The sequence below is a fragment of the Chryseobacterium sp. OSA05B genome, from assembly GCF_019970065.1.
Lineage (GTDB): Bacteria > Bacteroidota > Bacteroidia > Flavobacteriales > Weeksellaceae > Chryseobacterium.
Genome location: NZ_JAHXYH010000002.1, coordinates 981,564 through 1,008,441, shown reverse-complemented (window position 1 = coordinate 1,008,441; position 26,878 = coordinate 981,564). Strand labels below are relative to the sequence as shown.

Here is a 26,878-nt window from a genome sequence, read left to right as displayed (position 1 = left end):
CTGTATAATAATTCTGAGGATAAACAGTTTTTAATTTATTTTTTCTTTATATACTGAAAACAAAGGCTTTAATACATACTCAAACACACTTCGACTTCGCTCAGTGTGACATCGCTAATAATAGACACAACAAATAGGAATATCATTTAATACTAACAAAAAATCCTGCTTATAAAGATATAAACAGGATTTTTTTATTTTAAAGAAGTAGAGTAAGATTATTCCCACTCAATCGTTGCAGGCGGTTTACTTGAAATATCGTAAGCTACTCTGTTGATTCCTCTTACTTCGTTGATGATTCTGCTGGATACTGTATCCAAAAACTCGTATGGAAGTCTGCTCCACGTTGCCGTCATAAAGTCGATGGTATTGGCAGAACGAACTACAGCAGTGTATTCATACGTTCTTTCGTCTCCCATTACTCCTACTGATTTCACAGGAAGAAGCACTACGAAAGCTTGAGATACTTTTTCATATAGGTCATTTTTATATAATTCCTCAATGAAAATATCATCAGCTTCCTGAAGGATTTTAACTTTTTCAGCGTCTACAGCGCCCAATACTCTGATCCCTAATCCAGGACCCGGGAAAGGGTGTCTGTGTACCAAGTGATGCGGAATACCTAACTCCTCACCTACTTTTCTTACTTCATCCTTGAAAAGCTCTCTTAGCGGCTCTAACAATTCGAATTCCATATCTTCAGGAAGTCCTCCTACGTTGTGGTGAGACTTGATCACTGCAGATGGTCCGTTTACAGACTGGCTTTCGATAACGTCAGGATAAATGGTTCCCTGAGCTAAGAATTTAGCGCCTTCAATTTTATGGGATTCTTCATCGAAAACGTGAATAAATTCGTTTCCGATGATCTTTCTTTTTTGTTCCGGATCGTCTACTCCTGCCAGTTTTGAAAGGAATCTTTCTTTAGCATCAACCATTTTAATGTTCATATGGAAATGCTCTCCATAGTTGTCCATTACTTTCTGGCCTTCATTCTTTCTCAACAGTCCTGTATCAACAAAAATACAAGTCAACTGATCACCGATCGCTTTGTGAATTAAAACCGCCGCTACAGAAGAGTCAACTCCTCCTGAAAGTCCCAGGATTACTCTGCTGTCTCCTACTTTTTCACGGATTTCTTCAACTGTTTTTTCGATATAGTTCGTCAGTTTCCAGTTTTTCTCAGCATTACAGATGGCAAAAACGAAGTTTTCAAGCATCTTCCCGCCTTCTTCTGTGTGAGAAACCTCCGGATGGAACTGTACGCAGTAGATCTTTCTGTCTTCATTGGAAATAGAAGCAATAACTCCTGATTTTGCGTTTAATTCAAAACCTGCAGGCAGTTCTCCTACTTCGTCAAAGTGACTCATCCATACAATAGAATTCTGAGTAACGCCTTTTAACAAAGCATTTTCTTTGATGATATCCAGGTGCGCTTTTCCGTACTCTCCTTTTTCTCCTTTGTTTACTTTTCCGCCTAAAAGGTGAGCCGTAAGCTGCATCCCGTAACAAATTCCCAACACAGGAATCCCTTGCTCATAAAGCTCTTTTTCTACCAGGTGAGCATTTTCTGCATTCACAGAACTTGGTCCACCGGAAAGGATGATTCCTTTTGGCTGTTTTGCTAAAATATCCTGTAAAGGTGTATTGAAAGGAAGGATTTCAGAATATACACCCATCTCACGGATTCTTCTTCCGATAAGCTGGTTGTACTGTGATCCGAAATCTAATATGATAATACCGTTGTTCATTTTATGTTATAAATGATAATTGATGATTGATTAATGATAAGATTGTGGCTTATGGCGATTGGCTTCTTGCTTTTTTAACTAGTTACAAAAGGCTATACGCTATAAGCATAAGCAATAGGCTTTGTATCACTTACTGCTCTTCAACTTTTCTACAAAAAAAGACTTGGAAACGTTCCAAATCTTTTTTCGTGATTTATTTTAAAACTTTCCGATGTCTTCTCTGTAGAATCCGTAATCGAAATGAATGTGGGCTGCATCTTCGTACACTTTCTTGCGGGCATCGTCGTAAGTTGCTCCGGTAGCCACCACGTTTAGAACTCGTCCGCCGTTGGAAACCACTTTGTCGCCTTTTCTTACAGCACCTGCATAAAGAAGTTTAGAATGTTTCAGTTTGTCTTCTCCTACAATTTCGTATCCTGTTTCAATGTTTCTTGGATAACCTCCTGAGCACATTACAAGACATACTGCTTTTTCGTCTTTAAACTTAAGCTCGATATCTTTTCCATCCATACAATCCTGGATCACATCAAGAAGATTGTTTTCCATAAGTGCCATTAACACCTGAGTTTCCGGATCTCCGAATCTCATGTTATATTCAAGAAGATAAGTTCCGTTTTTAGTGACCATCAATCCGAAGAAAATGATTCCTTTAAAGCTGAATCCTTCTCCTTTTAGACCGTTAATGGTAGTTTCTAAGATATTTTTTTCAAAATCAGCGTAGTGCTCCTGAGTGAAATCAGGGCTTGGCGCTACAGATCCCATACCACCGGTATTTGGTCCTGTGTCACCGTTTCCAGCTTTTTTGTAATCTTTTGCAGCGATACATGGGAAAATCTTTTCACCGTTTGAGAATGCAATGATTGAAGCTTCAAAACCTTCTAAATATTCTTCAATAACCAGACGGATTCCGGCATCTCCATAAATTCTTCTGATCATGAAGTCGTGGATGGTAGCTTCAGCTTCTTCAAGATTGTCACAGATGACAACTCCTTTTCCACCTGCCAATCCACTAGCCTTAACCACTAAAGGATACTGCTGTGTCTGAACATATTCTTTAGCATCATTGTATGAATCAAATACGACAGCCTTCGCTGTTTTGATATCATAGGTCTGCATAAATTTCTTAGAGAAAGCTTTACTTCCTTCCAGACTTGCTACTTTTTGGTTTGGACCAAAAACTTTAAGATCATGCTTTTTGAATTCATCCTTCAACCCCGCTACAAGAGGAGCCTCAGGGCCTACGATAGTAAGATCTACCTTCTCTTTAATCGCGAAATCTCTCAGTTCTTTAATCTCTGATAAATGAACATTTTTTCCTATTACATCGGTGGTAGCATTACCGTTAGCAAAAAACATTTTAGAAATTCTTGGGTCATTCTGAAGCTTTGCTGCTAAAGCAGATTCTCTACCGCCTTCACCTATGATTAATATTCTCATACTTTATTTATTATCTAGTCTAATTTACAAATATATAATTTTGAATGCTATAAAAACAATCTCAAATTATTTTTTAATTCTATTTTAATTAGTGTAAAAAGTGTCTAACTCCGGTAAACATCATTGGAATACCGTGCTCATTGGCAGCTTCAATACTGTCCTGATCTTTTACACTTCCACCCGGCTGGATGATAGCTTTAATTCCTTCTTTAGCACAAAAATCTACTACGTCACGGAAAGGGAAAAATGCGTCTGAAGCCAAAACAAGATCTCCTGAGAATTTCTCTTTTGCTCTTTCAATGGCCTGTTCCGTAGCCCAGATTCTGTTGACCTGTCCGCCACCGATTCCGAAAGCCTGAATACCATTGGAAACAACAATAGCGTTTGATTTTACATACTTCACTACTCTCTGAGAGAAAAGAAGGGCCTTTTTCTGCTCTTCTGAAGGCTGTACATCAGTTACTACTTTGATATCGTCTGAGAAATGGGAGTCATTATCCTGAACCAGGATTCCTCCGTCAATTTTCACCCACGTTTGCTTATCAGAAACAGGATTAACGATTTTTATAATTCTAAGGTTTTTCTTTTTTCTTAAAACTTCAAGAGCTGCTTCATCAAAATCCGGAGCCATTACGATCTCAAGGAACGTTTTGTTCAGCTCTTCAGCTGTTGCCGCATCGATCTTGTAGTTCATTGCAACAATTCCGCCAAAAATAGAAATCGGGTCACATTCGAAAGTTTTCTGATAGGTTTCCAGTGCAGAAGTTCCGATGGCTACTCCACAAGGTGTAGAGTGCTTCACCGCACAACAGGCCATTTCTTCTTTGAACTCAGTCACTACTTTCCAGCAAAGGTCCATATCACGAAGGTTGTTGAAAGAAAGTTCTTTACCGCCAAGCTGTTCGAAATCTTTCATCGCACCGTTCTCAAACGTAGAAACGTAGTAAGCAGCAGTTTGGTGAGGGTTTTCGCCATATCTTAAATCTGATGCTTTTTTGTAAGAAGCATTAAGATAAGCAGGATATTCTTCATCTAAAAGCATTCTTGAAATAGCCCCGTCATAAGCTGAAGTAAGGTTGAATACTTTTCCTGCCAACTTTTTACGTGTTTCGATGTACGTATCACCGTTCTGTTCCATTTCTAGTTTTACTGTTGCATAATCTTCCACATCGGTAATTACGGTAACGGAATCGAAGTTCTTAGCCGCTGAACGAAGCATTGAAGGACCTCCGATATCGATAAACTCCACTTTCTCATGTAAAGAAATATCTTTGTTTACATTTTCAAAGAAAGGATAAAGGTTTACGATCACCATGTCGATCAGGTCAATTCCGTGCTCCTGAACAGTTTTCATGTGCTCTTCATTGGAACGTACTGCTAAAAGACCTCCGTGAACTTTCGGGTGAAGGGTTTTTACTCTTCCATCCAGCATTTCAGGAAAATTGGTTACCTCATCGATCTGAATCGGACTTAAACCAGCGTCTTTCAAATGTTTGAACGTTCCTCCTGTAGAAATCAACTCATAATTCTGGGCTTCCAAAAACTGGGCGAATTCGATCAATCCGCTTTTGTCAGAAACACTGATTAAAACTCTCTTTTTACTCATTTTTACTTTTGATTTTTTCCCATAGGATTGCATCCTATGTTTGATTTTTTTTCGCATAGGATTTTCATCCTACGCTTGGTTAAATCGTCCCTTCGGGACTTTTTACTTTCAATTTTTACTTTTTACAGCTATTTCAAACTGTAGCCCGGTCTTTCACCCCCGGACTTACTTTTATTTACTTAGATTTTTTCTTAAAAATGTATCAGTCTAACAATGTAACAATGAATTTAATTGGTAAACTGGTACATTGTTATATTGGTACATTATCTATTGATTTCCTAAAACTTTATTGATCGCCTTTGGAAATATTTCATATTCAATATGATGTACTTTCTCTGCAACCGTTTCAGGAGTATCTTCAGGGGTCACCTCAAATGATTTCTGAAGAATAGCTTCCCCTTCATCGATTCCCGGAGTTACATAATGTACAGTAGCTCCGCTTTCTTTTTCTTTAGCTTCAATAACCGCATGGTGAACATGCATTCCCCACATTCCTTTTCCTCCGAATTTCGGAAGCAGTGCCGGGTGTATATTAATAATCTTTCCGGTCCAGTTTTCACAGAATTCAGGTTTTAAAATGGATAGGAATCCTGCCAATACAATAAGATCTGTATCTTTTGGAATTACATTCGCCAGTTCACTGCTGAAATTCTTTCCTCTTGGGATCAGAATCTGGTCTATATGATGATTTTTTGCTCTTTCAAGTCCGTAACATTCTCTGTCTGCCACTACCAGAGATACTTTTGCATTTTGGATTTCTCCGCTGTCAATAGTATCTATGATTCTCTGCAGATTGGTGCCGGAGCCTGAAACGAGTATAACTAAATTTTTCATGTGATAATAATATGATGATGTGATGATATGTTAATATGATGATAATTTTGCCTATCGGCTAAATCGTCGAATCATCAAATCATCAGATCGTCAAATCAATCTTCTCGCTTCCCTCCGTGATCTCTCCGATTTCGTAAGCATCATCTAAAAGATGTAATACTTTTTCAGCGTGGTCAGCATCAGCAACGATAATCATTCCTACTCCCATATTGAACGTTCCGTACATTTCTTCACGGGATACACCACCTCTTTTCTCCAGTTCAAGCATTACGCTAGGAATTTTGATTTTGGCCGCATCGATGGAAGCACAAAGTCCTTCAGGAATAATTCTTGGTACATTTTCATAAAGACCACCTCCTGTAATGTGAGCAATACCGGAAACTTTTACTTCTTCTAATACTCTGTGAATGTCTTTATAATATAGTCTTGTAGGTACTAATAAAGTTTCATATAATGGTTTTCCTTCAAATTCTTCTTCAAAATTCGGGAATACTTTTCTTACCAGTGAAAATCCGTTGGAGTGGAATCCTGAGCTTGGAAGGGCAATGATTTTATTTCCAGCCTTGATCGTAGAACCGTCAATGATCTGATCTTTTTCAACGATTCCTACACAGAATCCTGCAACATCATAATCTCCCGGCTGATACATTCCCGGCATTTCAGCAGTTTCACCACCAATCAATGCACAGTTGTTATCCTTACATGCTTTTACCATTCCAAGAACGATCTCAGCAGCTATTTCGGAATCCAGCTTTCCACAAGCCAGATAATCCAGGAAGAATAATGGTTTTGCACCGTGGCAAAGAATATCATTGGCACACATTGCGAAACAGTCGACACCGATAGAATCGTATTGTTTGGTATCCAAAGCTACTTTAAGCTTCGTTCCTACACCGTCTGTTCCAGAAACCAGCACAGGATTTTTATATCCCCCGATCTCATAGAAAGCTCCAAAACTTCCCAAATGGTTCAATACATTTGAGTTGTGGGTCTCGCCTACTGCCTTTTTGATCTTGTCAACGGTTTTGTACCCTTCTTCTTTGTCTACGCCTGCTGATTTGTAAGTGTTGCTCATGTTTAATAATTTTATTAATGTAGCAATATATCAGTTTAACAATGTAACAATCATCTTGTTTGGAAAACCAAAAAACTGGTATATTGATACATTGGTATATTGGTACATTTTATTTCTATAATTACTTTTTATTCAGATTTTAGAAAATAAAAAAGCCGACAATCTTGGTAGATTATCGGCCGTTATTTTATCTCAGAATTTCAGAGCCCACAGTTTTCCCTTTCTCTGAGAAACATTCTTTAAAAGTGGTCTGAATTTTCATCTTATTTCTTTTTGCAAAAATAGTAATTTTAAATTAATATTCAAATTCTATTTTTCAAGGATGGTTTCAATGGCTGCAATCTTCTTTATTTTCTCTTTTAATTCACTGTCTTTCTCGCCGTTAGAAATCTTCTGTTCAGCTTTATCAAAGTTATCATTAAAGAAAGGAAGTGAGAAAGTTTCTACAATATTTCCTCCGTGGGAAGGAAAACGCTTCGATGCAGCTTCTAAAACTCCAGCTCCGCCTCGTCCTCCGGGAGATGTTGACATCAACAACATCGGTACTTCATTCCATACTGTTCTGTCTTTGATTCTCGATACCCAGTCGAATACATTTTTAAAGGCTGTAGAGTACGTTCCGTTGTGCTCAGGTAATGAAACCAAAAGGAGATTTGCCCCGTCAATTTTTGCTGCAAAATCCTTTGCTTCCTGAGGAACACCGCCTGTCAATTCTCTTTCATGCTTATAAATCGGCATTTCAAAAGGATTCAGGTCTACTACTTCTACGTCTGCATTCTCAAATAAAGATGATGCATAGGCTACTAACTGTCTGTTCATTGAAGCATCCGAATTGCTTCCTGCTATTGCTAAAACTTTCATTTATTGTTTATCTGTTTAATGTATTTGATTACTATTTGCTATTTCAAATAAGCCGGCAGTTCCATCGGTACTTCCATTAATAAGATCTCAGCATCTTCTACAGCTTCGATATTAAAGCTCTGGGTGTCCCAGATTCCCAATCCGTCTCTTTCGCTCAGGATTCTGTCTCCAACTTTAGCGCTTCCCTTTAAAACAAAAGCATAGACTCCGTTTCCTTTTTTGTTAAGCATATAATTTTTGCCGTTTCCTGCTTTAAAATTAGCCAAATTAAACCATGCATCCTGATGGATCCAAACGCCGTCATCATTTTTATTGGGAGATAAGATCTGCTGGAATCCATTGATCTTTTCGCCTTCCTTAATGCTTTTCTGATCATATCTCGGTTCAACGTTTAATTCTTTCGGAAAAACCCAGATCTGAAGAAACTTCACCGCTTCATCTTTATTCTTATTGTATTCGCTGTGCATTATTCCGGTTCCTGCGCTCAATACCTGGATCTCCCCTTTTTTGATAACAGCAGTAGTACCCATTGAATCTTTATGTTCCAGATCACCTTCCAAAGGAATTGAAATAATTTCCATATCTCTGTGCGGGTGCGTTCCGAATCCCATTCCCTGTGAAACGGTGTCGTCGTTCAATACTCTCAGCACTCCAAAATTCGTTCTGTCCTTATTTTGATAGTTGGCAAAACTGAAGGTGTGGTAGCTGTTTAGCCAGCCGTGATCTGCGTGACCTCTTGAATCTGCTTTATGATATACTGTTTTCATACTGTGATTATTTTATGGTACAAATGTAGGAGATAGAGGTGTTTGAAAGTGTTGATGTAGGTTAAGAAAGGATTTTGATCGGTTAATTTGGATTGTTTTCGATAAACTCAAAAGGCGCAAGTTGTATTCCTCTTCATTCGTTTTAAGGCGTGAGGATTTTATCAAAGATAAAATTGATTGAGGAGATAGATTAGTTTTGGACTGCATTATATTTTTTCTCGCGGATCTGGCTGATTGAGCAGACTTTTAAATCTTAATGAGTCTTTATTTAGCTTTTTCAGTTTCCCCGGGAGTTCCGAAAATATGTTTACGGTGATTTTCGCCCCAGTCTTTTAAAGATTCTACAACAGGGTGTAGGGTTTTTGTATATTGTGTAGGACAGTATTCAATGCTTACAGGATAAGTATCCTTAACGATTCTTTCCACCAAACCGTTTTGCTCGAGTTCTTTTAATTCTTTGGCTAAAACTTTTGAGGTCAGCTTCGGAATGCTTCTTTCAATTTCTGTAAAGCGTTTGTTTCCTGCATTTAAAGAAATAATAATCTGCAATTTCCATTTGCCGTTGATCACATCTAATGTATCGCGAACCGGCTTTAATGCCTGCATACAATCTTTATGGTTGTGCTTTTTTTCCATTTTTTTCACTTTCCTTTAGGTAACTGCTATACTTTGGAAAGTAAATTTACAATAATTTTGTCATTAATAAAAACGAAAAAATTCAAAACAAAATGGCAAATATTTTAAATATCCAAACCAGCATCAGCGGAGAAAACTCCGTAAGCAATAAGCTTTCTCAAGCTGTAATTAATCAGTTATTAGATAAAGACCCAAACAGCAAAGTGGTCATCCGTGATCTGGCTTTAAACCCAATCCCACATATGGAAATTCATCATTTCAGTGCCTCCAGAATTCCGGATGAAGAAAAGAATGATGAACAGAAGGAAGCTTCAAAATATTCTGATGAAGCATTAAAGGAAATTCAGGAAGCTGATATTATTGTTATTGGTGTTCCTTTCTACAACTTCACTTTTCCGTCCACTTTAAAATCATGGATCGACAGTATTGCTGTTGCCGGAAAAACATTCTCTTATGCAGACGGAACTCCAAAAGGTCTTCTACAAAACAAAAAATTATACTTAAATTTTGCTATTGGCGGCGTTTATGAAAACGGGCTTATTGAGAATATGGAGCATTATTTAAAAACATTATTCGGGTTCATTGGGATTACGGATGTGGAAGTTTTCCAATCTCAGGGGATGATGGTTCCTCAGTTAAAAGATGAGAATTTCTCGAAGACGGTAGCGGAAATCGAAACGGTTTTGGCTTAAGTACGTTTTAGTTGTTAAGATATCACATTTGACTTTCAGTCAATTAAAAATGGCTGTCTCATTTTTGGGGCGGCTTTTTTGTGATTTTTATTGCACTCTTGTATTTGTTGGAAAACGCAATGACGCAAAGATTAGTTTCTGTTTATATGTTTTAAGGCGCAAGGATTTTATCTGAGATAAAATTGATTGAGCATATAAATTAGTTTTGAAATATATTATTTTTTTAGCTCTCGCGGATCTTGCGGATGGAGCAGATTTTTAAAATGTGGACATTTACGTTAGCTGTAAAATAGAGATAAGAATATATTGAACCAAATTAGCGGAATATTTTAAGTTTTGGCTAAAGCCATAATTGATGTGTGTTATAAAAAAACGGGCTAAAGCCCGCTCCTATTGAATTTTATTGTGATCAATTTAAATAATTCCATTCGAGTTCTTCGCGCTTCCATCTTCCATCTTCCCACTTCTAACTTCTCTCCCCTAAAAATGCACCTGCTTAATCTCCCCCTCAATTTCCTTAGGCGTTTCGTCTTCAGATTTCACGAAGATCATGGTGACAACAGCTCCGATAAGCATACACACACCTCCGACTACAATATAATCTATGGCTCGGTTTCCGAAAAAGTTGCTCACAATAGGGCCCCCAAATAATCCATTGATGATCTGGGGAACAACGATAAAGAAATTGAATATTCCCATATACACGCCCATTTTCCGCTGAGGAATCACTTCAATAAGCATTGCGTAAGGCATAGCAAGAATACTCGCCCAGGCAAAGCCCAGTCCTATCATAGAGATCCACAAAAGGTTGGTGTCCTTAATAAAATACATGGAAATAAGACCTAAACCTCCACACAAAAGTGCCAGTGCATGGGTTTGCTTCTTTCCTATCTTTTTCGCGATCGGGGTTAATAAAAACGCGAACGGTATCGCCCACAGATTATACATTCCGAATAGTTTTCCAGTCAGATCTCCCGCATTATTGAATGCTTTGGAATGGGTATCTTCCGGGGAAAGTCCGAAATGATGGGTTGCTAAAGCACTTGTCGTAAATACCCACATTGTAAACAGCGCAAACCATGAGAAAAACTGTACGGCACCCAGTTTTTTCATCTGTGAAGGAATTCCTGCGAAATCTTTAAAAATATCCAGGAATTTTGAAGGTTCCTGCGGGGCTTCTTTCCCGTCCTCAAATGCAGTAAATTCTTCCGGAGAATATTCTTTAGTGGTAAAAATAGTATACAGTATCGTCAGTAATAATATCCCGGCTCCCACATAAAACGAGTAAATCACGTTATCGGCAACAAACCCCTCCGGCGCTTCATTGGAGACTCCCACCGAGGTCAGTATTCCAGGAATATAAGATCCCACTACCGCTCCGATTCCGATCAGAATAGTCTGCACTGAAAACCCCAGAGTTCCCTGATGTTTTGGAAGCATATCTCCTACCAAAGCCCTGAAGGGTTCCATAGCAATATTAACGGAAGCATCCATCATCGCCAGAAATAATACAGCTAAGAGTAATGCATTAGCCGCAAAAAGATGAGTAACAGTAGCCGCATTGGGAAGAAGAACCAACCCAAGCGCACATAAAACAGCTCCAATTAAAAAATACGGCTTTCTTCTGCCCAAAGGACTCCAGGTATTGTCACCCATGTGTCCGATGATTGGTTGCACAATGAGTCCGGTAACAGGTGCTACCAGCCAGAACCATGACAGCTCATGAACATCGGCACCTAAATTGGCCAGAATCCTGCTCGCATTTCCGTTCTGCAGCCCGAAAGCCATCTGGATGCCCAAAAAGCCCATACTCATATTGATGATCTGAGGCATGGAAAGATTCGGTTTTATTCTTCTTGAAAGTGAACTGTGTGGTGGCTCCATTATTTTTTCAATTCTTTGATTAAGATATCCTCAATGGCTGCTTTTTCTAAGACCACCTTATCCACGACATCATTAGGAACAGTTACAGAAAGCACGTACTGTTTCACTTTCCAGCTTCCGTTTATTTTTTCGACAACACCTGAACCTCTGCAGATTTTCATCTGAGTATCAAGAATTTCGTCAAACCATGCTAATTTTCCGTCTTTGCTGAAATAGATACTCCTTTTAAGTGATGTGAAATTCCAGGTTTTCTTTTTATCAAAGTAAGGTTTTGCCCACACCATAAAGGCTTTCTTGTCCCAAACTTCTGTAGCATCGGTTCCGATGAATGTAGATTGATCCGCGAAATAATTGAAATAGGTATCGAAATCTGATTTTGCAGCGGCTGTATTGAAACCATCCAGCATGGTTCCTATGGCCGTTTTATCTTTGTCAAATTTGGAACTGCCGGATTGGGCATTCATTCCTGTAAAACCCAGCATGAAAAGTACAAGCGTACAGATAATTGTTATTTTTTTCATTATATAATTAATTTAGTTTTGGAGTTCAATGATCAGCGGAGTTTTTGCCGGCACGGACAGGCTGTTTTTCATAGAGAATATCTGCCCTGAAATGACATCTTTCCCTTTTGTCACCCCATTCAGCGATTCTGTAAAACGTTTTAAGTCTAACGTCTGATCTTTTTCATTATTGTTGATAATTACCATTACATTTTCCTTACCATCATATCTAAAATACACAAAAACACCGTCCTGAGGAACGTAATTTTTAGTTTTTCCGTTATGAATCACATTTTTACCTTTTCTCCAGTTCAGTAATTTCTGGGTAAACTGATAAAATTCTTTCTGCTCAGAGGTCTGTGAAGATTGATTGAACGCATTATTTACATCCGATTTCCAGCCGCCCGGAAAATCTCTCCGGATATCTGCATCACCGCCTTTATTCTTATCCCCTCTCATGCCTATTTCTGATCCATAGTAGATCTGTGGAATACCTCTGACCGTAGAAATCATGGTCATTGCCATTTTGTAGGCTTTCGGATCTGCATTGAAGATCTCATTCCATCTTTCGGTGTCATGATTTTCAAAGAAAACGAGGAGATTGTTGATATCGGGATACAGGAAATCGCTGGTAAAAACATTGTAAAGTTTAGTCATTCCGCTATCCCAGCCTTCTTTTTCCTTCAGGGCTTTCGGCATATCGGCAAAGAGCATAAAATCCATCACGGAAGGCAAATTTGAATTATAACCTGCAGCTTCTCCTGTTTTGGAATTTTTCTGCCACGCAGAGATCTGTCCCGCGGTATACAGCCATGTTTCTCCTACAATATTGAATTTTGGGTATTCGTCTGTGATGGCTTTTGCCCAACTGGCCATAGCTTCTTTATCATTATAAGGATAAGTATCTACACGCAACCCTCCGAGATCGGCATATTCTATCCACCAGATGGCATTTTGGGTCAGGTATTTTAAGACCAGGGGATTTTTCTGATTGATATCGGGCATTGTTGTATCAAACCAGCCATCCAGTGCATATTTTTTATCGATTTCTGAGGCATTGGTGTCAAACTGAGTAGTTGTTTTATAATTGGAGCGGTAAAAACCGTTTTTCCCTTCGTCAAACCAATGGATCCAGTCTTTTGAAGGCAGATCTTTGATCATCCAGTGAGATACTCCCCAATGATTGGTCACATAATCCATGACCAGCTTCATATTTCGTTTGTTCAGTTTTTGTGAAAGCTCGCGGTATTCTTCATTGGTTCCATACCGGCCATCAATTTTATACAGATCGGTCTGCGCATATCCATGATAGGAATATACTTTTTCATTGTCTTCATTCACGGGTGTCAGCCAGACAGATGTTGCTCCAAGGTTTTGGATATAGTCCAGGTTATTGATAATTCCGCGAAGATCACCGCCATGTCTTCCGTTTGGTAAGCTACGGTCATTTTTTTCGATCAGATCGGGTCTGGAATCATTCTTTTCATCGCCGTTGGCAAAACGGTCCGGCATGATGAGATACATGACATCTTTTGAGGTAAAAGATTCGCGGTCTGCAGATCCGGCAGCTCTCTGTTTAAGCTCATAATCGTATGAACTTATATTTTTGTTTCCTTTTTTAATATTGATTTTAAACTTCGGAACATTGATCTCATTGGTATTAACGGTAATAAAGACGTAGTTCGGATTTTCTACTTTTTTTATGTCTTTTACCTGAATACCCTCTGAAAGTTCAATTTCATTTTTCGCCACATCTTTTCCATAAACCAGGATCTGAAGTTCAGGATTTTTCATTCCTTTCCACCAGAATGCAGGCTCTACCTTTTCTAAAGGCCTCGTCTGGGAAAAAGCTGCGGAAGCTATTGAAAGCGCAAATACAACATAGATTTTTTTCATGATTCGGAATCAGATTTCAATTTAATAATTATATTTTGAAAAGTCAGGTTAACTATGTTCAATATATTTTTCATCCATCAGTTTATTAGGCTTCAGGTATACCACATTGTTTTGAAAATCAAAAAAAACATTGAATCTTTTTAAAATTTCATTGCCCAGAATATGCATTCTCGATCTGCTTACCAATCTGCTTTGGGACAAAACCTGAACGGGAATATTGGTAAGGGTATATTTCCCTAAAGTGAAAGACTCCAGTCCGGATGTGATCACGGGTACTTCATTTCCCTGCCCACCTCTCATGACTACCCTCCTTATTTCTTTCATGGTGTGAACAGGGAAGCCTTGTTCTTTCAGCATCGGACCATCCAGCATTATGGTTCTCTGATATCCCGTATCAAAAAGGTACCAGTCAGTATTGGTGCTTTTCCCTTGTTTTATACTGCCCTCTACAAAAAAAACATTGTTAAAATACTTTATAGTCAGTTTTGAATAGCTTTTATCTTTTTTTACTTCTTTGGGAAGCTGTGAATGAACAGCCATAATTCCCTTATCATAATTAAGTTCTACGATCATACCGTCAAAAAGATCCCATCCGAAACGCCCTTCTGTACCGTGTCCCGCAAGATCAGCAGGATAAATCCGGAAGTCCTGATAGACTCTGTTCCCGATCTCCAATACATTAGATCCTGACGTTAAGGAACTTTTAATTTTATTTTTTAAGTTTTCTCTGGTCAGGGTCAGATCGCTTGAACCGGTATCAAAATTGAGTATCAGGGTATCTGTTTTATTCAATACTGTTTTTACGAACATGGTATTCTGTTCGTTGATAGAAAGCTTTATGGTATCATGAAAAACAGGTTTCACCTTGCTGAAATTCTTTGGAGGCAGACTTGTTATTCGGGTCATGCAGGAATCTTTTCCTTTTAATAGCACTATAAAGTCTTTGTTTTGTCCTTTTTTAATGGTGAAAGTTGCAGAATCTATATCTGTTTTTACTTTTATGGTCTTTTTTTCTGTATCAAGTTTGGATGTGGTGTAGACATCAAGTTTAATTTTTGGATCTGCATTCCAGTCCGTTGTCAATCCATTATCTTTTTCAAGAATGGTCATACGGTTGGAATTCGCTTTTATGACCGGAAGTTTTTTCTGTGCATTGATCATACAAGCTGAAAAAATACAAATCAGGATGCTAAAGTTTTTCATGGCAATAGTTAATACGATAAAAAGTTAATGCCCCGGCCCATTTCAGAATGTATAATGAGTCGGGGCATAACAAATTTAGAATTTAAATCTTAATTCAAAGGCTTAACAGAAATAGCGAAACCGCCGCTTCTTGCCATCTTGAAATTCAATTTAGATTTGCTGGTGATCTGTTTTTTATAGATGTTATAGCTTTGAGGGTTATCGATGTAATCTGCATCTTTTCCATCTTCGTAAACGGTTATCTCATATTTTTTCCCTTTATCCAGGAAAGAGAAATCTACGGTGTATTCACGTTTATTTTCATCGGTAATACCACCTACGAACCAGTTTTCAGTCCCTTTTGCTTTTCTGGCCGTGATGACATAATCTCCCGGCTCAGCGGAAAGAATTTTGGTATCATCCCAGTCTGCCGCAACGTCCTTGATGAACTGGAAGGCATCCATATGCTTTTTATAGTTCTCCGGAAGGTCTGCCGCCATCTGAAGAGGCATATACATCGTCACATATAATGCAAGCTGTTTTGCCAGTGTGGTTTTAACGAAACGTGTATCACCAGGGAAATAATAATCCAGTTTGGTCTGGAAAATTCCCGGCGTATAATCCATAGATCCACCCATCCATCTTGTGAAAGGAAGAACAGTTTGATGATCGGGTTTATTTCCTCCGAATGCTTCATACTCTGTTCCTCTTGCAGCTTCTGCCGAAATGTAGTTCGGATAAGTACGGCTCTCCCCTGTAGGACGTACAGATTCATGGGAATTGACCATGATTTTATACTTGTTTGCTTTTTCTGCAATTCTGTAATAATGGTTAATTGTCCATTGCGAATAATGATGTTCTCCTCTAGGAATAATATCGCCTACATATCCTGTTTTCACAGCATCATAACCGTATTTATTCATGAGTTCAAAGGCTTTATCCGACCATCTTTCGTAGTTCGTTGCGGAACCGGAAGTTTCATGGTGCATAATTAGCTTAATCCCTTTGGAATGAGCATAATCATTCAGCATTTTAATATCAAAATCCGGATATGGAGTGATAAAGTCGAAAACAAATTCCTTGGAATGTCCGAACCAATCTTCCCAACCGATATTCCAGCCTTCAATTAATAATCCCTGGAACCCGTTTTCAGCTGCGAAATCGATGTATTCTTTAACTTTTGTATTGTTTGCAGCGTGTTTTCCATTCGGAGTAAGCTTTGAAAAATCTGTTTTATCTACATGAACGTTTTCCGCGGTAGAATAAGCCCACTGGGATTTCCCGATGATCATTTCCCACCAGACTCCCATATATTTTGTAGGATGAATATAAGATGTATCGGTATATTTTGTAGGTTCATTCAGGTTAAAAATCATTTTGGACTCCATCACCTCTTCTGCTTTCGGAGAGACAATAATGGTTCTCCAAGGCGTCACAGATGGGGTCTGAATATATCCTTTTGCTCCCTGTCTGTCAGCAGTAAGATGTGTTTTGAATTTAGAATTCTGAGCATCCACCTCAAGATGGGATGCCGGGTAATCCAAAACGGCTGCTTCCGCCACGTTCACATACAATGGCTCCTTACCTTCTTTTTTAAGCATTAACGGAGACTGAACTGCATTTTTCACCAATCTTTGTGAAGCATTGGCATCGAATGCTTTGTCCCATTTAGCAGGAATTTCGGAGATCTTTGTTTCCTGGTACTGATATTCCTGAGAATCATAGTCTGCTACCATCCACCAGGCTTTCATATCCGTTGGGAAATCGATTTCAGAATCTTCTTCTCTGATGACGAAATAGTTCAGATTTTTCTGTTGTGGGAATTCATATCTGAATCCAAGACCGTCATTAAACAGTCTGAACTTTACAACGATACTTCTGCTTGTAGAAGCCTGATCCAGCGTAACGGCCAGCTCGTTATAATGATTGATATAATTTTTCTTTTCACCTAGAACCGGCTGCCAGGTTTCGTTTTTGGAATCACGTTTTTCATCTGTTTTCGTGAATCCGTTGTTCAGATCAAATTTGGCATCGTCCGGTTTGGCAATTTCAGACGCAAATTTGATGGCTGAGTCTTTAAATAATCTTAATCCTAACTTAGAATCTTCTACCACCACAGCTCCATTATACTTCAGATTGTAATAAGGAACTCCTTCTTTAAGCTGAAAGTTCATTTCAAACTTTCCATCCGGTGATTTCAAAGACTGTGCTTTCACCCCCACGAACATCATTGAGAGCAGCATTGCTCCAACTGTAATTTTCTTCATAATGACTATTTATAAACTTAAAAATAGATAAAGTGCTGCGGTAAAGCAACACTTTATCAACTTAATTGGTATATTTTACAACTTTGTAACGGTTAATTTGTAATACGCTGAATTATGAAGATCCAGCTCTATTTTATAGTTTCCTGCCTCGGATACTTTGTAGCCAGGATCACCTTCTACTGTATTCTCAGCATTGAAATAACTTTGTACAGCTTTTCCTGAAATCAGAGTCTGCTCATCTTTTTTAGGCTGGAATTTCATGGCCCAATCATCATTAGCTCTGAATTTAAAGACTCCTGAATTGCTCAGCATAATGGAATTGATGACATATGTTTTTGTAGCCGGACTGTATACAAAATCTGTATCCGATCCCCATCCTGTAGGCGTAGCATCACCAATTACTCCAAAATTGGCAAGCACAGAAGAATAAGTGTTGGCAGCCCAATCAACTTTCATGTAGAAGGTTCCTGCTGAAGCCGGCACAATATCTGACCCGTCCGCAACTAGTTTTCCGGTTTTTGTTCCGTCATCACCTTTATTTCCCGGCCAATCCTGATTGATCGTAAATTTGTACTTCCCGTTATCACCTGTTGGATTGCTAATCCAGATAAATCCTCTGTAACTGTCATTTTTTTCAGGGGAAAACAGGTTAGGAGAGTTAGCCGGAGTCCAGCTTGCGTAACCTGCAGCACCTGCATAGGCACCTGGAACATTGATTTTAGGATAAATAATATCCGGATTAGGGGTAAACGGTGTTATTTTAATATCTATTACATTGGAATAAAACGGAGCAGTTCCCACTGAAGTTTTAAGCCTTGCTTCAATATCATTAGCTATATCGGAAACAGCTCCAATATTAAACATGATGGTATTCAGTGCAGCATGTGTAATTCCTCCTGAAACTGCATCTTTATCAAAACTAAACGTCGTACTGTTTTTGAATCCCGTTCCTTTCAAGGCAAATTCTACCTGCTGTACCGGAACAGAAGCAATGTTAAAACCAGTTTTTGTCCATGCAAATGAGATGGCAGTTTCGGCTCCTTTAAGCTCATCGAGTACCACAACATTTTTGTCTGCCGATACTTTTGCAGCTGTTGTTTCACTGATTACGGCACGATCCTCGTCTTTTTCACAAGAAACAGCCAACACTCCTACGAAAAGAGCTATCCATATTTTAAAAAGATTCTTCATTTTGTTGTTTTTTAATAACCAGGATTCTGAGATAAATTAGGATTTAAGTTACGATACTTGTTCGGTATCGGAAAAAGTAATCTGGATTCCGGCAGATTTCCTCCGCTCATACTTCCTCCTTTCCATTGCCATGTATATCCTGACAGATATTTTCCGAAACGAATCAGATCCTGACGTCTGTATCCTTCCCAATATAGCTCTCTTGCTCTTTCGTTCAGGATAAAATCAGGTGTAAGTGCTGACTGCTGTACTGTAGGTGCAAGAGCTCTTGTTCTAAGTGCATTGATGTAGTTTAAAGCTGTTGCCGGACTTCCTTTTCCATTAACTACTGCAAGTTCAGCATACATCAAATAAGCATCTGCCATTCTGAATAGAGGAAAATCTGCATCTACAAAATTAGCATCACTTCCATTGGCTCCTGTAGAAGTCTTATTGGAGAATTTGGTCAGTTTTGTTCCCTGATCAAATTTCAGATAATCGGAAATGGAAGCTGGATCAGTATTTCCGGCTACTTTCATGATTCTCGGGTCTGTACTTCCGGCTGACTGCATAAATTCCTGTCTCACTCTGTATCCCTGCCATCCGAAGTCTACCCCTAAGGTTACTCCAACTTCATTGGTACAGTTGGCATGCACAAGGAATGTAGTTCCTCCATAAGTTCGTGTTCTAACCCCATCAAAAGCGATAGGAAAAATGATTTCCTCCTGAGCACCATTGATATGATTATCTGCTTTAAATAAGTTGGCATACGGAATCTGGGCTATTTTATAAGTGGAGCCAATTACTTTTTCTACTTCCGCCAGTGCTTCAGTACTTTTATCTGTACCGGTATATACTTTGGCGTTCAGATATAATTTGGCTTTAAGCATCCAGACTGCTGCTTTATCCGCTCTTCCATATTCATTCGTTCTCGGAGCAGGCAATTCACCTTCTATAGCATTCAATTCATTGATTACATAATTGAACATGAAATCTCTTGTCTGCATAATGGGTTTCGTAAGCAGAGCATCATTTTCTGTAGCAAAAGGCATTTTCCCATAAATATCTATCGCGTGGTAGTAGGATAAAGCTCTTAAAAACCTTACCTCAGCTCTGTACGTTTTAATCTGGGCCTTTAACTCTTCTGAAACTCCTCTTGAGGCCAGCTTTTCATCGGTCGTTTCTCTTAGATATTCATTAACAAGGCTTATTTGGAAAAATACTCTTGCGAAAAAAGCTTCGTTGAAAACATTATCTGCATTCCAGTTATTGAAATTCAGATCCTTGATGGTGGGGTTATCACTTTCTCCCCAGGCAATAATAGCCTCATCTGTGGTCAATTCCTGCAGCTGCCAGTATCCTCTTAAGTATTGTGAAAAACCTTCATTCGGACCTCCGTCATCTTCCGCACCCAAATCAGATTCTCCGTTTCCTGCCTTCTGCCCTGTTACAGCCAGTCCTGCATATATTTTAGCAAGGAATTGTTTATAGGAAGCCGGATTGGCATAGAATTGTTCTGATGTATATAATTCGTCGTCATTTACTTCAACATCCAGATCGTTTAAGCAAGATGAAGTTGTAAAAAGAAATAAACCCGCAATGGCTAAATTTCTTAATTTAAATATTTTTGTTCTGTTAAGTTTCATTGTAAAAGCGGATTAAAAATTAGCATTAATACCTAAAGTAAACATTCTTGCTCTCGGATAGATCGAATTATCAACCCCGTTGTTAAAGATTTCCGGATCAAGGTTTTTGTACTTCGTAATAATAAGGACATTCTGTGCTGCACCATACACCCTTAGGGATGCATTATTTCCTATAAAATTCTTAAAGGTATATCCTACGGTAACATTGTCCAGTTTCAGGAAACTTCCGTTCTTCACGTAATAATCAGACATTTTATTTGCTGTTATAAAATGTGTGGAATTGAAATCTACAGGAGCATTATTAATTGTATTGTCTACCGTGTTGTTGATATTCCCTACATGAGATCTGTCTGCAGAAATCTGATCATACACATAATTTCCGATACTTGCTCTCCAGCCCATTGAAAAATCCCAGTTTTTGCCGATAGTCGCATTGGTCATTAATCCCATTGTTACATCTGCCTGAGGTTTTTTGTAATTGTATTTATCCGCAGAAGTTATGGTTCCGTCACCATTTCTGTCTACATAGGCTCCTTCTACCGGCCTTCCGTTGGTATCATAAATCTGCTGATATACCCAGAATGCGTATGGAGAATAGCCTTCTCTGAACGTCTGTACAAAACCTCCTAAACCAACTCCTCCTTTATCAATACCATTCACTTCAAGCTGTTTGATATCTATTTTATTGTAGGATACATTATAGTTGAAGTTTAGGGTAAAATTCTCTTTCTGGATGGCTTTTACGTCCAATCCAAGATCAATCCCTTTAGACTGAAGTTTACCTATATTCTTAGGTCCGATGATTCTTAAATTCTCCAAAGGTCCTTCCGGTACTATAGATAACAGATCTTTTGTATCTGCCATATAAAAATCCAGTGTTCCTTTAATTCTATTTCCTACGAATCCGAAATCCAGTCCTAGATTATATTTTAAACTTTCTTCCCATTTAAGGTTTTGATTGTATCCGTTTGCTTTGGCAATTTCATAAAACGTGTTTCCAAACTGATAGTAAAGCGTTGAGGAAACATTATACGTTTTAAAATAATCATATCGGTACACTCCAATATCCTGCTGCCCGGTTTTTCCAACACTGGCTCTAAGCTTTAAATCTGAAATGGTACTGTTTCCATGTAAGAAATTTTCTTCCGAAATTTTCCAAGCTGCCGCAACGCCTCCAAAGTCACCCCATCTATTATCCTTACTGAAACGGGAAGATCCGTCTCTTCTGTAGTTAATGGTAAGCAAGTACTTATTAGCGAATCCAAGATTTAATCTTCCGAAGAAAGCCTGTAAGTTTACATCTGGCTTGGAATCAGGATTATAAAAGTTATTTTCAGGATCAAAGCTGTATAATAAAGTATTCCCTGATGCAGAGCTTACTTTATGATAGTTCTGATACTCATAACCTCCCATAGCCTCCAGATTGAATTTCCCGAAAGTTTTGGTATAGTTTAACTGAACGTTTGCATTCTTGTTCAGAATACTTTCATCAGAATAGGAATCTTCTCCATAAAATCCGAATACATTTTTAACGGAATAATAGCCGTTTCTTGAATATGGATTGGTGGTAACATGCCCGTCCAGCTCTTTACTGTCAAGACCTGCATTGACGATCAATCTTAAATCCGGAAGGAAATGAAATTTATAGTCCATATTGATGTTTCCGAAAAATCGTTTGAAATTCTGAACATCACTTTTGTTTCTAAGCATGCTGACAGGGTTAGACACCCCTACCGGTCTGTTGGTAGCAGCAGCAATCCATTCTCTATACCCTCCATAAGGGGAATTTTCATCATAAACTGATTGGCTCGGATCATAAGAAATTGCATTTTTTATAGCATCCTCATTCCCTTTATTTTGAAAAGTATAAGAATAAGTCCCTGTAATATTGAATTTAAGGTGATCATCAAAGAAGCTCGGACTCAATGCAACATTAGCTGTAGTTCTTCTGAATCTGGATGTAATCAATAATCCTGAATTATCCATATTGTCTACGGAAAAACGTGCAGGAACTTTTCCAAACAGACTTCCTGAAACTGAAGCATTAATATCTGAAGTCACTGAAGTTCTGAAGATTTCGTCTTGCCAGTCTGTATTAGCCGTGCCCAGCAAATTGGCTTTTCCAGGGGCATATTGATTAACAATACTTCTGAATTCATCTCCTGAATACACCTTAATTTTTTTAGCCAATGTATTAACTGTTGTAAAGGCATTCAATGAGACACGAAGTTTTTTACTTCCTTTCTTGGTGGTAATCAGGATAACCCCGTTGGAACCTCTTGAACCATAAATAGCAGTAGATGCTGCATCCTTCAGAATAGAAAAAGACTCAATATCATTTGGATTGATGGTTGACAATGAAACCCCGTCGAGCGGTAAACCATCTACAACCAACAATGGATCATTACTGGCATTCAGAGAGGATCCTCCCCTGATTCTGATCGTAGCTTCACTTCCCGGTGTACCTGATTGGGTAATCGTTAAACCGGCAGATCTACCGTTGATAAGACCTTCGGCCGTAGTTACAGCCCCTTTGTTAAAGTCTGCAGTAGACAAAGCAGTGATGGAACCTGTTAAATCGGTTTTCTTCTGCTTTCCATACCCGATCAGCACCACCTCCTCGATTTTTTTCTCCTTGGTGAGAGAATCTTGTGTCTGTGCATGTATTATTGAACTGGCCAGTAAAAAAGCCGGTGCAATTTTTAATACCGTTGTAAAATTTTTCACAATATCGTTTTTTTAGTTTCGTTTTAAAAAGCTGTGTTAACAGTTTTGCAATTTATAAAAAAAATAGAATTATTATAATATTATTGAAAATTTGGATAATTTTATGTAAATTGTTTGACTATTTAAAACCAAATGTCTGTTTTTCACAATATTACATTAACATATGCTTAGCATAATATATGTAAAATATGAACAAAATGTTAAACATCCGTTTAACTAAACTTAATATCAAACGCTTTCTGAAGTGTAAAAAACTTATTATGCGGGAAGTTTAGGCGGTTTTAGGAGATATTCCTTATCTTTGCAGTTAAAATTTTACTATAAATGTCAAACAGAAAGATGATTACGGCAGCTTTGCCTTATGCAAACGGACCGGTTCATATAGGACATTTGGCAGGTGTGTATATTCCTGCGGATGTCTACGCAAGATTTCAGAGGAGATTAGGAAAAGATGTAGCGTTTATCTGCGGGTCAGATGAGCACGGAATTCCTATTACCATCAGAGCAAAAAAAGAAGGAGTAACCCCTCAGGATATTGTAGATAAATACCACGAGATCATTAAAAAATCTTTTTCTGATCTGGGAATTTCATTTGATGAGTATTCCAGAACAACTTCTAAAAAGCATTACGAAACCAGCCAGGATTTTTTCAAAGTTCTTTATGAAAAGGGGAAATTTACGGAAGAGGTTTCTGAGCAGTATTTTGACGAACAGGCTGGAGAATTTCTGGCAGACCGATATATTGTAGGAACATGCCCGAACTGCGGCAATGAAAATGCTTACGGAGACCAGTGCGAAAAGTGTGGTTCTACCCTTTCCCCTTCAGAGCTGATCAATCCGAAATCCATGTTAAGCGGAAATGTTCCGATTCTTAAAGACACCAAAAACTGGTATCTTCCTTTAAATGAATATGAAGACTTCTTAAACGAATGGATCATTGAAGGTCATAAAGACGACTGGAAGCCGAATGTTTACGGACAGGTTAAATCATGGTTAAACGATGGTTTGAAGCCTCGTGCCATGACCAGAGATCTGAACTGGGGTGTTCCTGTTCCACTTCCTAATGCGGAGGGGAAAGTGCTTTATGTCTGGTTTGATGCACCTATCGGCTATATTTCTTTCACTCAGGAATGGGCGGAGAAAAACGGAAAAGACTGGAAAGACTACTGGCAGAGTGAAAGCAGTGACCTGGTGCATTTCATCGGAAAGGATAATATTGTATTCCACTGTATTATTTTCCCTGCGATGATGAAGGCTCACGGTGATTATATCATGCCGAAAAATGTTCCTGCTTTTGAATTCTTAAACCTTGAGAACGATAAGATCTCAACATCAAGAAACTGGGCGGTATGGGCACACGAATATGTAGAAGAATTCCCTGGACAGCAAGATGTTTTAAGATATGCACTTCTTTCATCAGCTCCTGAAACAAAGGATAATAATTTTACATGGAAAGATTTCCAGACTAAAAATAATTCTGAGTTGGTAGGAATTTTCGGAAACTTTATCAATAGAGTGGCCGTTCTTATCCATAAATATTATGACGGTATTGTTCCTCAGGGAGACATCAATAGTCCTGAATTGGAAGAAATCAATAAAGCGGCTAAAGAAATTTCAGGATTCTTAGAAAACTATGAGTTCAGAAATGCATTGACTGCATTAATGAATCTTGCCCGTTTCGGAAACCAGTATCTTCAGGCTGAAGAACCTTGGAAAACGATTAAGGACAGCCCTGAAAAAGCAGCGCAGTCATTATTTGTAGGTGCTCAGCTGGCTGTTGCCTTAGCTCAGTTATGCGAGCCGTTTATGCCTTTCAGCTCTGAAAAATTACTGACAATGTTCAATGCTGAACAGGTGAACTGGAGCGATGTTGAGACCCAATCTGTTTTAATAGAAACAGGTCATAAAATCAATGAAGCTTCTCTTCTTTTCTCAAAAATTGAAGACAGTGTCATCGAAGCTCAGATTGAAAAACTGGAGCAGACCAAACAAAACAATAAAAAAACAAACCCTAACGCCAACCCTATGAAAGAAGAGATTTCTTTTGATGATTTTGCTAAAATAGACCTTAGAACAGCCACCATTTTAGAAGCTGAAAAAGTAGAAAAAGCTGATAAATTATTAAAGTTCAAAGTAGATACAGGCGTTGACATCAGAACTGTAGTTTCAGGCGTTGCAGAAAGCTTCACACCGGAAGAACTGATCGGAAAGCAGGTGATGATTTTACTGAACCTGGCTCCTAGAAAAATCAGAGGAATTGAATCTCAGGGAATGTTTTTATTAACAACAAAACCAGACGGAAAACTATCTTTCGTAACACCAGACGACAGCAATGTAGAAAACGGTATTGAGATAGGATAATTTCCAACTAACAATTATACAAAATGGGCATTTTTTATGCCCATTTTATTTTATCAGCTATGGTTAAAAAGAGTGTTCTGGGAAAATTATCCTCTACGGAACTGGACAATTATTTAAAAGAAGGAAACCGCTTTACTCCGGAAGCTGTTCAAATGGCTTTTGAAATACTCGAGGAAAGAGGAATAACTTTCAGTGAGCAGAAAAAAATACAGATTTACCAACTCATTCAGGATAAAAAAACTCAGGAAGAATTAAAGCTTCAGGAAGAACAGGAAATGTGGAAAGATAATGTGACTGAAGATCCGCATGCGATAAAACTATTTCCACGGGATATCATTTTACTGATCAGTTTTATTGTGGGAACCGTTCCGGGGTCCATATTATTAGGAATCAATTTTATTAAACTAAAAAAATACACTCCTGCTGTTTTCACTTTTATTTTTGGATTTATTTATTTGCCTGTTCAGTATTTCCTGGTCGCCTTCATGCACAAAATAAATTCTCGAAACATTTCTTCCTTTAGAAAAAGTCCCGAAGTTTTTGCAGCCATATTAGGAATGCTCTTTCTGCTTTTGCTATGGGCAACCTATATACCTAAAAAGCTGCCCTACAGAGCAGCTTCCTATATTTTTCCAATTCTGATATCACTTGTAATGCTTGTGATCATATTTACGAATCAAAATTTATTTTCAAGTCACTTTTTAGTCAGTATTGCCAGGTAAGAATCTTCATCCTTCATCACTTTTTCTATGGCAAAACCATTATTTTCAGCAGCATTTTTTAAAGTTTCAAAATCAAGATAGAGCCATTTGATAGGATCTTCAGATTCTCCTTTATAATGAACAATATAATCCAGTTCACCGTAATAACCGCCTGCCGGAATATAGACGCCACCATCTTCATCACGGTCAAACATATACAGAATATCCGTACTGTCAATCAGGATCTGTCCGTTATCGTTTACTAAAGTGTGCAATTTCTGAAGGTAGGTATCAATTTTTTTCAGGCTTTCGAAAATCCCGGTTCCGTTCATCAGAAGCAGAACCGTATCAAAAGTTTCTCCTGAGAAGTCCAACATATTTTCACATATTGCTTTTTTGATTCCTCTCAATTGGCAGACATCAATACATTTTGGTGAAATGTCCAATGCCAAAACATCAAGATTTCTTTCATTCTGAAGATATAAAGCATGAGAACCGGCACCGGCACCAATGTCCAGCACTTTCCCATGAGCAAGCTCAAGCGCTTTCTGCTCAATCCCATTCATGTCTTCAAAATCTCTGAAAAGATAGTTTACCGGAAGTTCATCCAGTTCTGAGATTGAAGTTTCTGTCTGCAGATCTTCAGGATTTTCGTTGTGAAAATAATCCCAGACTGCCTTACCCATTAAATCTTTCATTGTCGTCTTTAAAAGTACAAAGATAAGGGTTTCGGGTTCGGATTGCAAGTTTCGGGGTGCGGGATACGCGGTTCGAGATGCGGGTTTTGGGTGAGAGTGTTTTTAGTTACCAGTTGCCGGTTCGTAGTAATAAAGTTAATGAGTTATTGTCTGATGTCTGATGTCTGAAATCTGACGTCTTGCATCTTGA

Annotated in this window: 20 protein-coding genes; 3 read left to right on the top strand and 17 right to left on the bottom strand. The window is 38.4% G+C overall.

Features of this window, described 5'->3' with window-relative positions:
- Positions 1 to 218: 218 nt before the first annotated feature.
- From guaA to LC419_RS11890, 8 genes are all read right to left on the bottom strand, one after another.
- Positions 219 to 1,748, bottom strand: a complete 1,530-nt coding sequence (gene guaA / locus LC419_RS11925; protein WP_223607545.1) for a glutamine-hydrolyzing GMP synthase — start codon at positions 1,746 to 1,748, stop codon at positions 219 to 221.
- A 198-nt stretch (positions 1,749 to 1,946) separates the two neighbouring features.
- Entirely contained in the window at positions 1,947 to 3,185 is a 1,239-nt protein-coding gene (gene purD, locus LC419_RS11920; RefSeq protein WP_223607544.1) for a phosphoribosylamine--glycine ligase, read from the bottom strand.
- An 88-nt stretch (positions 3,186 to 3,273) separates the two neighbouring features.
- Positions 3,274 to 4,791, bottom strand: a complete 1,518-nt coding sequence (purH, locus tag LC419_RS11915; protein ID WP_223607543.1) for a bifunctional phosphoribosylaminoimidazolecarboxamide formyltransferase/IMP cyclohydrolase — start codon at positions 4,789 to 4,791, stop codon at positions 3,274 to 3,276.
- A gap of 267 nt (positions 4,792 to 5,058) precedes the next feature.
- Positions 5,059 to 5,625 (bottom strand): phosphoribosylglycinamide formyltransferase, encoded by a 567-nt coding sequence (gene purN / locus LC419_RS11910; protein WP_223607542.1) that lies wholly within the window; start codon positions 5,623 to 5,625, stop codon positions 5,059 to 5,061.
- Positions 5,626 to 5,707: 82 nt separating this feature from the next.
- Positions 5,708 to 6,700 (bottom strand): phosphoribosylformylglycinamidine cyclo-ligase, encoded by a 993-nt coding sequence (purM, locus tag LC419_RS11905; RefSeq protein ID WP_223607541.1) that lies wholly within the window; start codon positions 6,698 to 6,700, stop codon positions 5,708 to 5,710.
- Between the two features lie 309 nt (positions 6,701 to 7,009).
- Positions 7,010 to 7,561: an NADPH-dependent FMN reductase gene (locus LC419_RS11900; RefSeq protein ID WP_223607540.1), complete on the bottom strand. Its 552-nt coding sequence runs from the start codon at positions 7,559 to 7,561 to the stop codon at positions 7,010 to 7,012.
- Between the two features lie 38 nt (positions 7,562 to 7,599).
- On the bottom strand, positions 7,600 to 8,328 hold the full coding sequence (locus tag LC419_RS11895; protein WP_223607539.1) for a pirin family protein: 729 nt from the start codon (positions 8,326 to 8,328) through the stop codon (positions 7,600 to 7,602).
- A 264-nt stretch (positions 8,329 to 8,592) separates the two neighbouring features.
- Entirely contained in the window at positions 8,593 to 8,964 is a 372-nt protein-coding gene (locus LC419_RS11890; RefSeq protein ID WP_223607538.1) for a helix-turn-helix domain-containing protein, read from the bottom strand.
- Between the two features lie 92 nt (positions 8,965 to 9,056).
- Here LC419_RS11890 and LC419_RS11885 point away from each other — a divergent pair, with 92 nt between their 5' ends.
- Positions 9,057 to 9,656: an FMN-dependent NADH-azoreductase gene (locus tag LC419_RS11885; protein ID WP_223607537.1), complete on the top strand. Its 600-nt coding sequence runs from the start codon at positions 9,057 to 9,059 to the stop codon at positions 9,654 to 9,656.
- A gap of 480 nt (positions 9,657 to 10,136) precedes the next feature.
- On the opposite strand, the gene LC419_RS11880 is transcribed toward LC419_RS11885, so the two are convergent.
- From LC419_RS11880 to LC419_RS11845, 8 genes are all read right to left on the bottom strand, one after another.
- Positions 10,137 to 11,540: an MFS transporter gene (locus LC419_RS11880; protein WP_223607536.1), complete on the bottom strand. Its 1,404-nt coding sequence runs from the start codon at positions 11,538 to 11,540 to the stop codon at positions 10,137 to 10,139.
- Positions 11,540 to 12,061 (bottom strand): nuclear transport factor 2 family protein, encoded by a 522-nt coding sequence (locus LC419_RS11875; RefSeq protein WP_223607535.1) that lies wholly within the window; start codon positions 12,059 to 12,061, stop codon positions 11,540 to 11,542. The genes LC419_RS11880 and LC419_RS11875 overlap by 1 nt, the downstream gene beginning before the upstream one ends.
- A gap of 12 nt (positions 12,062 to 12,073) precedes the next feature.
- Positions 12,074 to 13,936, bottom strand: coding sequence for a glycoside hydrolase family 13 protein (locus LC419_RS11870; protein ID WP_223607534.1), 1,863 nt, complete (start codon positions 13,934 to 13,936; stop codon positions 12,074 to 12,076).
- A 48-nt stretch (positions 13,937 to 13,984) separates the two neighbouring features.
- Positions 13,985 to 15,139 (bottom strand): hypothetical protein, encoded by a 1,155-nt coding sequence (locus LC419_RS11865; RefSeq protein ID WP_223607533.1) that lies wholly within the window; start codon positions 15,137 to 15,139, stop codon positions 13,985 to 13,987.
- 89 nt (positions 15,140 to 15,228) lie between these two features.
- Entirely contained in the window at positions 15,229 to 17,385 is a 2,157-nt protein-coding gene (locus tag LC419_RS11860) for a glycoside hydrolase family 97 protein (protein ID WP_223607532.1), read from the bottom strand.
- A 75-nt stretch (positions 17,386 to 17,460) separates the two neighbouring features.
- On the bottom strand, positions 17,461 to 18,576 hold the full coding sequence (locus tag LC419_RS11855) for a SusE domain-containing protein (RefSeq protein ID WP_223607531.1): 1,116 nt from the start codon (positions 18,574 to 18,576) through the stop codon (positions 17,461 to 17,463).
- Positions 18,577 to 18,587: 11 nt separating this feature from the next.
- Positions 18,588 to 20,201: a RagB/SusD family nutrient uptake outer membrane protein gene (locus LC419_RS11850; protein WP_223607530.1), complete on the bottom strand. Its 1,614-nt coding sequence runs from the start codon at positions 20,199 to 20,201 to the stop codon at positions 18,588 to 18,590.
- Between the two features lie 12 nt (positions 20,202 to 20,213).
- Positions 20,214 to 22,928 (bottom strand): SusC/RagA family TonB-linked outer membrane protein, encoded by a 2,715-nt coding sequence (locus LC419_RS11845; protein WP_223607529.1) that lies wholly within the window; start codon positions 22,926 to 22,928, stop codon positions 20,214 to 20,216.
- A 324-nt stretch (positions 22,929 to 23,252) separates the two neighbouring features.
- Here LC419_RS11845 and metG point away from each other — a divergent pair, with 324 nt between their 5' ends.
- Positions 23,253 to 25,289, top strand: a complete 2,037-nt coding sequence (metG, locus tag LC419_RS11840) for a methionine--tRNA ligase (RefSeq protein ID WP_223607528.1) — start codon at positions 23,253 to 23,255, stop codon at positions 25,287 to 25,289.
- A gap of 23 nt (positions 25,290 to 25,312) precedes the next feature.
- Entirely contained in the window at positions 25,313 to 26,011 is a 699-nt protein-coding gene (locus LC419_RS11835; RefSeq protein WP_223607527.1) for a hypothetical protein, read from the top strand.
- Here LC419_RS11835 and LC419_RS11830 read toward each other — a convergent pair.
- Positions 25,984 to 26,688, bottom strand: coding sequence for a bifunctional 2-polyprenyl-6-hydroxyphenol methylase/3-demethylubiquinol 3-O-methyltransferase UbiG (locus LC419_RS11830; RefSeq protein ID WP_223607526.1), 705 nt, complete (start codon positions 26,686 to 26,688; stop codon positions 25,984 to 25,986). The two genes, LC419_RS11835 and LC419_RS11830, sit on opposite strands and share 28 nt — an antisense overlap.
- Between the last annotated feature and the right edge of the window lie 190 nt (positions 26,689 to 26,878).